The sequence below is a fragment of the Janthinobacterium woesei genome, assembly GCF_051380875.1.
In the GTDB taxonomy this organism is placed as follows: domain Bacteria; phylum Pseudomonadota; class Gammaproteobacteria; order Burkholderiales; family Burkholderiaceae_D; genus Janthinobacterium.
Window position 1 is genome coordinate 175,238 of the sequence record NZ_JBNYXW010000014.1, and the last position, 9,855, is coordinate 185,092.

12 protein-coding genes are annotated in these 9,855 nt (G+C 61.7%); 6 read left to right on the forward strand and 6 right to left on the reverse strand.

Features of this window, described 5'->3' with window-relative positions:
* The 5 genes from xylB to ygfZ form a co-directional block, all read right to left on the reverse strand.
* Positions 1-1,482 carry a xylulokinase gene (xylB, locus tag ACQ4W6_RS17800; RefSeq protein WP_436568516.1) on the reverse strand — a complete coding sequence of 494 codons (1,482 nt, stop codon included), beginning with the start codon at positions 1,480-1,482 and terminating at the stop codon, positions 1-3.
* 46 nt (positions 1,483-1,528) lie between these two features.
* On the reverse strand, positions 1,529-2,536 hold the full coding sequence (locus ACQ4W6_RS17805; RefSeq protein WP_436568504.1) for a LacI family DNA-binding transcriptional regulator: 1,008 nt from the start codon (positions 2,534-2,536) through the stop codon (positions 1,529-1,531).
* A gap of 194 nt (positions 2,537-2,730) precedes the next feature.
* Positions 2,731-3,468, reverse strand: a complete 738-nt coding sequence (locus tag ACQ4W6_RS17810; protein ID WP_436568505.1) for an NRDE family protein — start codon at positions 3,466-3,468, stop codon at positions 2,731-2,733.
* Entirely contained in the window at positions 3,459-3,749 is a 291-nt protein-coding gene (locus ACQ4W6_RS17815) for a DUF4936 family protein (RefSeq protein ID WP_436568506.1), read from the reverse strand. The genes ACQ4W6_RS17810 and ACQ4W6_RS17815 overlap by 10 nt, the downstream gene beginning before the upstream one ends.
* A 7-nt stretch (positions 3,750-3,756) precedes the next feature.
* Entirely contained in the window at positions 3,757-4,872 is a 1,116-nt protein-coding gene (ygfZ, locus tag ACQ4W6_RS17820; RefSeq protein ID WP_436568507.1) for a CAF17-like 4Fe-4S cluster assembly/insertion protein YgfZ, read from the reverse strand.
* Positions 4,873-5,048: 176 nt separating this feature from the next.
* Here ygfZ and mltG point away from each other — a divergent pair, with 176 nt between their 5' ends.
* From mltG to ACQ4W6_RS17840, 4 genes are read left to right on the forward strand one after another with little or no spacing between them, the layout of a single operon-like run.
* Complete coding sequence (gene mltG / locus ACQ4W6_RS17825) at positions 5,049-6,035, forward strand: endolytic transglycosylase MltG (protein WP_436568508.1); 987 nt, start codon at positions 5,049-5,051, stop codon at positions 6,033-6,035.
* A 25-nt stretch (positions 6,036-6,060) separates the two neighbouring features.
* Positions 6,061-6,702 carry a dTMP kinase gene (gene tmk, locus ACQ4W6_RS17830; RefSeq protein WP_436568509.1) on the forward strand — a complete coding sequence of 214 codons (642 nt, stop codon included), beginning with the start codon at positions 6,061-6,063 and terminating at the stop codon, positions 6,700-6,702.
* A gap of 15 nt (positions 6,703-6,717) precedes the next feature.
* Positions 6,718-7,746: a DNA polymerase III subunit delta' gene (locus tag ACQ4W6_RS17835; protein ID WP_436568510.1), complete on the forward strand. Its 1,029-nt coding sequence runs from the start codon at positions 6,718-6,720 to the stop codon at positions 7,744-7,746.
* A 35-nt stretch (positions 7,747-7,781) separates the two neighbouring features.
* Complete coding sequence (locus ACQ4W6_RS17840) at positions 7,782-8,297, forward strand: GNAT family N-acetyltransferase (protein ID WP_436568511.1); 516 nt, start codon at positions 7,782-7,784, stop codon at positions 8,295-8,297.
* Positions 8,298-8,304: 7 nt separating this feature from the next.
* Here the strand turns inward: ACQ4W6_RS17840 and ACQ4W6_RS17845 are convergent, their stop codons facing one another.
* Complete coding sequence (locus ACQ4W6_RS17845; protein WP_436568512.1) at positions 8,305-8,658, reverse strand: hypothetical protein; 354 nt, start codon at positions 8,656-8,658, stop codon at positions 8,305-8,307.
* Between the two features lie 203 nt (positions 8,659-8,861).
* Here ACQ4W6_RS17845 and ACQ4W6_RS17850 point away from each other — a divergent pair, with 203 nt between their 5' ends.
* Together ACQ4W6_RS17850 and ACQ4W6_RS17855 are read left to right on the forward strand one after the other, a co-directional pair.
* Positions 8,862-9,248, forward strand: a complete 387-nt coding sequence (locus tag ACQ4W6_RS17850; protein ID WP_436568513.1) for a VOC family protein — start codon at positions 8,862-8,864, stop codon at positions 9,246-9,248.
* A 135-nt stretch (positions 9,249-9,383) separates the two neighbouring features.
* Positions 9,384-9,809, forward strand: a complete 426-nt coding sequence (locus ACQ4W6_RS17855) for a YunG family protein (protein WP_436568517.1) — start codon at positions 9,384-9,386, stop codon at positions 9,807-9,809.
* The last annotated feature ends 46 nt before the right edge of the window (positions 9,810-9,855 follow it).

Below are 9,855 nucleotides of genomic sequence, written 5' to 3' on the forward strand. Positions count from 1 at the left end.
TTATCCTTCGCTCAGTTGGTGCAAGGCCTGCACGGCAGGAAACAGGCTACGGTATCGACCGTAGCGGATACTCAAGGCTGCGCTTTGCGCGGCATCGGGGAAAAAGGTGTTTTTCACGGGCAAACCGGTCGCCAGCAGGCGGGTGTCGCCGATGGCGGCAAAGCCCAGCTTGGCCGCGCCCAGGCTGGCCGACAGTTCGCTGTTGTGCAAGGTGCGCATTTCGCGCCCCAGCACATTGGCCAGCAATTGCGCCCAGTACTGGCTGCGCGCGCCGCCGCCCACCAGCATGCAGTGGGGCACCACTGCACCGGTCGAGGTGACGGCGGCCATGGCGTCGCGCAAGGCAAAGGCCACGCCTTCGAGCACGGCGTAACCGAGCTGCGCCGTATTGCTGTCGTGGCCCAGTTGCAAGAAGGCGCCGCGCACTTGCGGATCGTTATGCGGCGTGCGTTCGCCCGACAGATACGGCAGGAACAAGGGCGCCGATGGGGCGATGGCAGCGTCCAGTGGCAAGCCCGCTTCCACCACTTGCAGCAGGGCTGCCTCATCGGGCAAGCCCAGCACGCCCGTGGCCCAGCGCAAGCAGCTGGCGCCAGACAAAATCGCACCCATCGCGTACCAGCGCCCGGGCAGGGCGTGGCAAAAGCTGTGCACGCCGCCGGCCGGGTTGCCCATGGGCGACTCGGTGACAGAGACGATGGCGGCGCTGGTGCCCAGTGAAATGAAGCTGTCGCCGCCATTCACGGCGCCGATGCCCACGGCCGAGACGGGATTGTCGCCGCCGCCACCGGCCACCACCACGTTCGCTGGCAAACCCAGTTTGTCGGCGACACTGGCGAGCACCGTGCCCGTGGCCGCATCGCCTTCGGCCAGCGGCGGCATGTGCTCAAGGCGCAAACCGCAGGCGGCCAGCATCGGCGGGAACCAGGCGCGGCTGGCAATGTCCAGCCACAGGGTGCCGGCCGCGTCGGATATGTCGGTCAGCTTGATCCCCGTCAAGCGCAATCGCAGATAATCCTTGGGCGACAGCACGCAGGCGATGGCGGCAAAGGCGGCCGGCTCATGCTGTTGCAGCCACAGCAGTTTCGGCGCCGTCAGGCCCGCCATCGGCAGGCTACCCGTTACCTCGGCATACGCGGGGAAGTCAATGGCCAGTGCTGCCGCCTCGGCATCGGCGCGCGCATCGTTCCACAGGATGGCGGGACGGATGACGGCATCATCGCTATCGAGCAGCACGCTGCCATGCATCTGGCCCGACAGGCCGATGCAGGCGATCTGCTCAAACTCCTGCGGCCAACTGGCGCGCAGCTGTGCCAGCGCCTGGATGCAGGCGGCCCACCAGTCGTGCGGCGCCTGTTCGGACCAGCCCGCTTGCGGGCAGCTGGTGGCGATGCGCACGGATGCCTGGCCGCGCACCGTGCCGTGGCGGTCCATCAACACGGTTTTCAGTTCGGAAGTGCCCAGGTCGATGCCGAGGGAAATGGCTGGATGCATGGTGTTTATATATGTAAGCTAGAGAGCTGAAAGTTCAGGGGCAACCGCAGGAGTTGCGCACGCGCAAGACTGGCGACAAACGCTGTACATGCTGGGCGCGGCCAGGGTTGGCGATGCGTTCGATCAACAAATCGACGGCCATGGCGCCCAGCTCTTCGAGCGGCTGCGCCATCACGGTCAGGCGGGGGCTGAAGTAATCGGCCCAGTCGAAATCATCGAAACCGGCCAGGGCCACGTCTTGCGGTACCGCAATGAGGGCATCGCGCAAGGCGTGCATGGTGCCTATCGTCATCAGGTTATTCCCGGCAACGATGGCCGTTGGGCGCTGTCCGGGAGCTAAGGCCAGCAGTTCGCGCGTGGCCGCGCCGCTGCGTTCCAGGTTCGAGTCGCCCGAGCGCAGCAGGTCGGCATCAAAAGTAATGTTGGCGCGCTGCAAGGCCAGGCGGTAGCCGGCGACGCGTTCGTCCGTAGTCGACAGGCCCGGCGCGCCGCTGATGAAGCCGATGCGGCGGTGGCCGTGGGCCGTGATCAAGTGGCTGACCAGTGCGGCCGTCGCTTCCATGTTTTCCACACCTACCTGGTCAAACGCTTGCGGCGACATGCGGTCGACCAGCACGGAGGCGATCTTGTTGTTGGTCAAGTAGTCGAGTGCGCGGTTGCGGGGATCGCCCGATGGCGCCAGCACGATGCCATCGACACGGCGCTGGTGCAAATTCTGCACCACCTTCAATTCCTGGTCGGGATCGTCATGCGTATCGGAAAACAGCATCATCAAGCCGTGGCGCGTGCAGGCAGCTTCGATAGCGCGCACGGTTTCGCTGAAGTAATGATTAGTGAAGGCGGAAATGGCCACGCCGATGGTGCCTGACGAAGAGCCTGCCAGTGCGCGTGCCAGCATATTGGGCACATAGCCTATCTGCTGCATGGCCGTGTTGACGGCGGCGACGGTTTTCGGGCTGACCTTGCGGGTGCCGTTGACTACGTGCGAGACGGTCGACAACGATACGTCCGCCGCCCGCGCTACATCTTCCATGGTGGCCATGGCGTCTCCTGATGGTATTTTTTATTTTTATGTGTTTGATGCACGGCTTTGTTGCCGCGTTTGAATCTATCGTAAACAAAAGAAAGCGCTTGCGCAAGCGCTTTCTTTTTTTGCGCGCGCGCATTCTGGTGAGACAGTGATGGGAGTTGCGGGGGCAATGAAGCGGCGCCAGGCGTTGCCGGCCCCGCTGGAAACTACTGGATTACCAGCTCGTGCAATTGGCCGGGGGAGTCGGGGAACAGTTTCACCACGGTGGAGGTGCGCGTGCCGTAGCCCGGCGTTTCGATGCAGACGGCCGAGAGCATGCGCTCAACGTCGAGTGGCACGCCCGTGTCGGGCAGGCGGAAGTCCGGTGCGCGGGTGGTGTCGGCCAGCATGTCGAAATACGCGTCGTCCGGGGCGCCCTGGCACAGCAGGCTGGCGAACTGGGCTTTGGTTTTCAAGACCTTTGGCCATGGCGCGTCGAGCAGGGCGTTTGACAGCCCGTAAATGCCGGACGCCAAAGGCTGGCCATTGCGCGCATCGCCATCGCCGCGGTTGGAAAACCAGATCAGGGTATCGGCATCGCCCAGCACCAGGTTAAAACCGTTGTAGGCGCCGCTGCCGGGGCGGATTTGCGCGATGTAGTCCTGCGGTGACATCGTGCCGGCCAGGTAGTCGGCCACTAGGGCGCCGCGCGAGGGGGCGTCCGGGTGGCAGTCTTGCGGGCTGCGGATATTCGTGATGGCGGCAAAGCGCGAACTGCCGCTGCCGGCCTGGGTGATGCCCATCCAGCTGCCGCCCGCCTGCAGGTCGCGCCCCGCATACACTTGCGGGTGCTCGGGCCAGGCGCCGGCGGGAGCGCTGGCGCGTTCATAGAATTCGTCGCGGTTGGCGGCGGCAATCAGCGGGATGTGCGGATTGACTTTCCAGGCAAAAACGATCAGGCACATGGAGGCAAATCCATGAACGCTTCCGTATGGCGCGCGCCTGCCGTCAAGGCCAGTAAACCGGCTTCATCGGCGGCGCTGGCCAGCAACTCGGCAAAACCTTCGCCCACGACCGGGTAGATTTCCATCCACGTCTGCAAGCCATCCTTCGCTTCCGGACGGCGCTTGAGCTGCGGCGCCACGCCGGAGGCGGCTGCCAACTTGCCTTGCATGGCGCGCACACGCGCTTCCAGCGCCTGGGCGTGCTCTTCTTTTACCTGATAATAAATATACAGATCTTTCATGGCGTTCTCACAGGTCGAGTGCGTCGAGCACATAGGGCATGGACAGGAAATGCACGCTAGCACCCTGGGCCGAGCCGTAGCATACGGCGCCGGCGTCGCTTGAACCTTGTTCGATCGCCCCCAACTTCAGCTCGACGAGGGCGTCAATGCCGCCAGCACCGTTGGGTGCGGCGTTGACGACCATGCCGCAGGGCTGGTCCGGGTCGTTGACGGCGAACAGTTCGCCACCGGCAACAGCAGATTGATCAGCGATGCTGACGAGCGTGGTGCGGCGCTTGAGCTTGCCTAAATACTGGCTGCGCGCGACGATTTCCTGGCCCGGATAGCAGCCTTTCTTGAAATTGACGCCGCCCAGCAGCTCGAAATTGACCATTTGCGGCACGAATTGCTCTTGCGTGGCGGCATTGATTTGCGGAATGCCCGCATGGATTTCTGACAGGCGCCAAGCATCGTTGCCGCCTTTCGCCAGACTTTCCACCAGTTGTGGCCACACGTCGCGCGCAGTGGCGGCGGAAGTCAGCCATTCATAGCGAGGCGCGCCGAATGCATCGGCCACGCGCAGCAAGGTGCCCAGCGCATGCTCGACTTTGCTGAACGGCGTGGCGGGCAGGGTGGGGAACCAAGCGGACAGGGCCGCGTTGGCTTGCCGCCCGCCCAGGCCCAGCACGACCTGGTTGGCTTCGTCGGCAAACGCATCGTGCAGCTTGGCCTTGGCGCGCAGCACGAACATCTGCAAGCGCTTCTGGATGGCTGGCTGTATGCTGCGCGGCAATTGCAGATAAATGGTGGTGGCGTTGCGCCACATCAAAAAACTGGCAAGCAAGCGGCCCTTCGGCGTGCAGTAGCCGGCCAGGCGCACTTGCTCCTGGCCCAGGTGCTCGACATCGTTGGTCAACTGGCCGTGCAGGAAACTGGCTGCATCGTCGCCGTTGACGCCGATCAAGCCTTGGTCCGTGATGGCCGCGACAAAGCCTTCTTGCAGCTGGGCGAGGGTCAGGGACTGGCCAAAATCGGCGATGGGAGTGACGGCGGCGGGGACGGTGCTGTCAGGCACGCCTTCCGGAGGAATGGGGCGGGCGCCTTGCGCAGTTAAAAATTGATTCCAGTTATTCATAATTTCCATTAGATCAGCGATTAAGCATTATCATTACGGGTTCATTATAGTGATGTCGCGCAGATCGCGTCGGCAGCGCCAAGAATTGCAGCATCAGCGCAACTTTGCACGGGCTTCATTCAGTAATGAATGATCATAACAAGCGGGCGTTGCCAACCAATGCCCGCATCACAAGAATCGGAACAATGGCTTTTTTTAAAAAACTTATAGTCAGTTCAGTCATCGTGGCTATCGGCGCCGGTGGTACGTTTGTGTACTGGGCGCAGCAGCCCATCACGACGGACGGCGAGGCGATCCCGTTTACGATTGCGCCGGGTAGTGGCGCGCATGCGGCCGGCCAGCAGATCGCGGACGCGGGCGTGCCCATCGTGCCCATCCTGTTCAATATACTGGCGCGCATCGAAGGCAAGACCTCGAAGATCAAGGCCGGTTCCTACGAATTGAAGCCGGGCACCACGCCGCAGCGCCTCATCACGCAGCTGGCACGCGGCGAGTTCGCGCAAGAGTCCCTGACCATCATCGAAGGCTGGACCTTCAAGCAGATGCGCCTGGCAATGGCCAACCATCCCGGCCTCAAGCACGATACGGTAGGCATCTCCGATAAGGAGCTGATGGCGAAGATCAGCCCCGAATACATGCTGCCGGAAGGCTTGTTCTTCCCGGACACGTATCTGTTCGCCAAGGGCGCCAGCGAAATGCAGATTTTCAAGCAGGCGCATACGGCACTGATCGGGCGATTGTCCGAGGCGTGGTTCAAGCGCGACCCGGCCTTGCCGTATAAAAACCCCTACGAGGCGCTGATCATGGCCTCCATCGTGGAAAAGGAAACAGGGCAAAAGTCCGAGCGTGCCATGATCGCCGGCGTGTTCGTCAACCGCATGAAGACGGGCATGCTGCTGCAGACGGACCCGACCGTGATCTACGGCATGGGCGACAGTTACCAGGGCAAGATCCGCAAACGCGACCTGGAAGCGGACACGCCGTACAATACCTACACGCGCGGCGGCTTGCCGCCTACGCCGATCGCCTTGCCGGGCGCGCAATCGCTGACGGCGGCGCTGGCACCGGCCCGCACGCAAGCGCTGTATTTTGTCGCGCGCGGCGATGGCACCAGCCAGTTCTCGTCCAATTTGCCCGACCATAACCGCGCCGTGAACCAGTATCAGCGGTAAGATCATCACCAGAATAAGAAGTTTCATGACACAACAATATTTACCTCGTTTCATCACCTTCGAAGGCATCGATGGCGCGGGCAAGTCGACGCATATCGGCTTTGTCGGCGATTATCTGCAGCAGCGCGGCGTGGCCCTCGTCTCGTCGCGCGAACCGGGTGGCACCAGCCTGGGCGAAAAGCTGCGCGAACTGCTGCTGCATGAAAAGATGCACCTGGAAACGGAAGCCTTGCTGATGTTTGCCAGCCGCCGCGAACACATCGCGCAAGTCATCGCTCCCGCGCTTGAGCGGGGCGAGTGGGTCATTTCCGACCGCTTCACGGATGCCAGCTTCGCCTACCAGGGCGGCGGACGGGGCCTGGACTTGCGCAAGATGGAAGCGCTGGAAGCGTGGGTGCATCCGCACTTGCAGCCAGACATCACTTTCCTGTTCGACGTGCCGCTGGCCGTGGCCAGGGCCCGCCTGGACGCCACGCGTTCGCTGGACAAGTTCGAGCAGGAGCAAGCCGATTTCTTTGCCGCCACGCGTAACGAGTACCTGCGCCGTGCGGCCCAGTTCCCTGAACGCTTCCGCATCATCGATTCCACGCAAAGCATCGCTGACATTCAGGTGCAGCTGGCGCAAATTCTTGATACTTTGCTTGAACAAAGCGCCGCAACACGCTGATTTACAAAGAATAAAATGAATAGTCCTCTCTATCCGTGGCAGCAAGACGCGTGGCTGCAATTGCAGGCCTTGCGCCCGCGCATGCCGCACGCCATCTTGTTCCATGGCGCGCAAGGCATCGGCAAGGCCAGCTTCATCGAGCAATTCGCGCAAGCGCTGCTGTGTGAAGACGTGCGCGCCGACGGCCATGCCTGCGGCGCCTGCGCCTCGTGCGGCTGGTTTAGCCAGGGCAACCATCCCGATTACCGCCGCGTGCGGCCGGAAGCGCTGGAAGACGAGGTAGCGGACGACGGCGATGAAGGCGAAGGCGCGAAGAAAAGCGCCAAGACCAAGACGCCGTCGAAAGACATCAAGATCGAGCAGATCCGCAACCTGGCCGACTTCATGAACATTTCCACGCACCGGCAAGGCTTGCGCGTGGTGGTGCTGTACCCGGCCGAGGCGCTCAACACGCCCGCTTCGAACGCCTTGCTGAAAACGCTGGAAGAGCCGCCGCCGGGCACGTTGTTCCTGCTGGCCTCGAATAGCCTCGACCGCTTGCTGCCGACGATTTTGTCGCGCTGCCGCAAGTTCGCCCTGCCCATGCCCAGCCACGAGCAGGCTTTGACCTGGCTCAAGGCGCAAGGCTTGAACGACGCCGACAGCTGGCTGCGCGAGCAGGGCGGCGCGCCGCTGGCGGCCCTGGCCCAGTCCGAGTCGGGTGGCCGCGAGGAAACAGAACAATTGCTGCAAGTGCTGGCCAACCCCGGCGTGGAAGCGGCCCTGAAGGCGGCGGACAAATTGCAGAAAGCCCCGCTGGCGCCGCTGGTGGCGTCCCTGCAGCGCTGGCTGTACGACCTGTTTTCAATCAAGCTCTCGGGCACCATCCGCTACTATCCGCGCCACCGGCGCGAGCTGGAAGCATTGGCCGCGCGCATCAACGTGAGCCGCCTGATGGCCGCCATCAAGGCAGCCAATGAACGCCGCGCCATCGCCGAACATCCCTTGTCGCCCAAGCTGTTCCTGGAAGACATGCTGCTCGATTATGCGTCAAGCTGCGAATAAAATCATATATTTACGTCTACTACTTCATCCATAACATGAGCTACCGCCACCGCATTGCCACGCTTGCCGACCTGCCCGCCATCGTCGCCATCTACAACACCACCATCGCCTCGCGCGAAGTGACGGCCGATACGGAGCCCGTGACGGTCGAGTCGCGCCTGGCCTGGTTCCACGAGCATAATCCCGAGCGTCGTCCCCTGTGGATCATCGAGGCGGCCGACGACGATTCCGTCGCGCCCATGCCCTTGGGCTGGTTGTCGTACTCGAACTTTTATGGCCGACCCGCCTATTCGGGCACGGCGGAACTGTCCGTCTACATCGCGCCAGCCGCGCGCGGCAAGGGCATCGGTGCCTACGGCCTGACCGAGGCCATCGCCCACGCGCCCTCGGTGGGCGTGCACACGGTGCTGGGCTTCATCTTCGGCCACAACGCCCCCAGCCTGGGCCTGTTCAAGAAATTCGGCTTCGAGACGTGGGCGAATCTGCCGAAAGTGGCGAACCTCGATGGCGTGGAACGCGATCTGATCATCCTGGGCAAGCGCGTCGGCTGAAAATAGTTCAGCCGCAGGCGCGCGTGCAGCTGCGATACTGCACGTCACAGGCCTGCAAGCGCTCGGCGCGCCGGGCGCGGAAAGCCTGGGCTTCCGTCGGGCGCAGTTGCTGCGACTGGGCCCCCGTTTCCCTGCTCGCCGCAACATAGGGGTTGCTGCTCTGTTTCATCGACAAGACCGGGCTGGTATCATTTTCGGTGGCTTGCGTCACGTGCGCCCGGCAATCCTGGCGCGCCGAGACGCAGACCGGCTTGCACAAGCCGGCTTCCGGCAGCGCCCTGGTGTCGCTCCGATTATCTTGGGCATAGGCTGTCTGGACCATACACACCAGCAGTATCAGGGGGGCGGCAATTTGCAGCATGAAAGTCTCCAGGTTCCGCACGCCGCCGCATGGCCGCGCGTCAGCAACCAACTATACATCTTGATAACGTTTTTGACTAGTTGCTCAAGTGCATTGCCTGAGATGATCGGCGTCATGCCGGTTTGCCACGCCAGGTCCTCGGTGTTAAAGTAAAGTTACTTTTTACAAACAACACGGGCACTGTCCCGTAGCGGAGGCGTCAAATGAAACGAGTGACTGGCATCGGCGGCATCTTCTTCCAGGCGCAAGACCCGGCCGCGTTGCGCGCCTGGTACCAGCGCCACCTGGGCCTCGACGTGCAACCGTGGGGCGGCGCCGCCTTCACCTGGACCGACGCCGAGGGCAAGCCCACGGCAGGCACCACCATCTGGTCCGTCGCGGCGAATGACAACGAGCAATTCGCCCCCGGCAAAGCCTCCTTCATGATCAACTACCGCGTCGACGACCTCGATGCCTTGCTGCAAGTGCTGCGCGAAGAGGGCTGCAACGTGCTGGACAAGGCGCCCGACTCCGAATACGGCCAGTTTGGCTGGGTGATCGATCCTGAGGGCAACAAAGTCGAGCTGTGGCAGCCACCAGCGGGGCAGTAGGCGGGGGGCGACGCCCGCTAACGGCCAAGAACGGCTAGTCGCGAGATCAAGCAATTTGGTATTTGTTAACAATTTTACTATGGCAGTTTATACTACGAACTATAGGAACTTTTTACAATGAGCCAAGAAAGTAAGATGATTTTTGCATCGAAGACGTTTGCGACTCCACTCGAACTATACAGGTCGATTTCGCGGGTATGGTCTGGAGATACATCAAGTCCAACTGATGCCTGGTCACAATCAAATCCAGCGCAGAATCATTGCAGCATTACTTCTCTTGTCGTGCAAGATTATTTCGGCGGTGAAATTCTTATCACAGAGACATCCGGAGGAACGCACTTCTATAATTTAATTGACGGTAAAAAGTGGGATCTAACAGTCCGTCAATTCGCCGAACCTGTTCCATATGACGATACTCCATCATCTCGCGATGCAGCGTTAGCAGATACTTCAGAGCAGAAATACGCTCTTCTTACGACCCGGCTCAAGCCACGCCGTTATACACAATTCTTGGCGTTAGCTCGGTCGCGTAATTTCCCCATTGTTTTCGCTGCGACATAGACCTCTTTCATCCCAAGCCAGATTGTCTTGACGCCCGGCTCTCCGT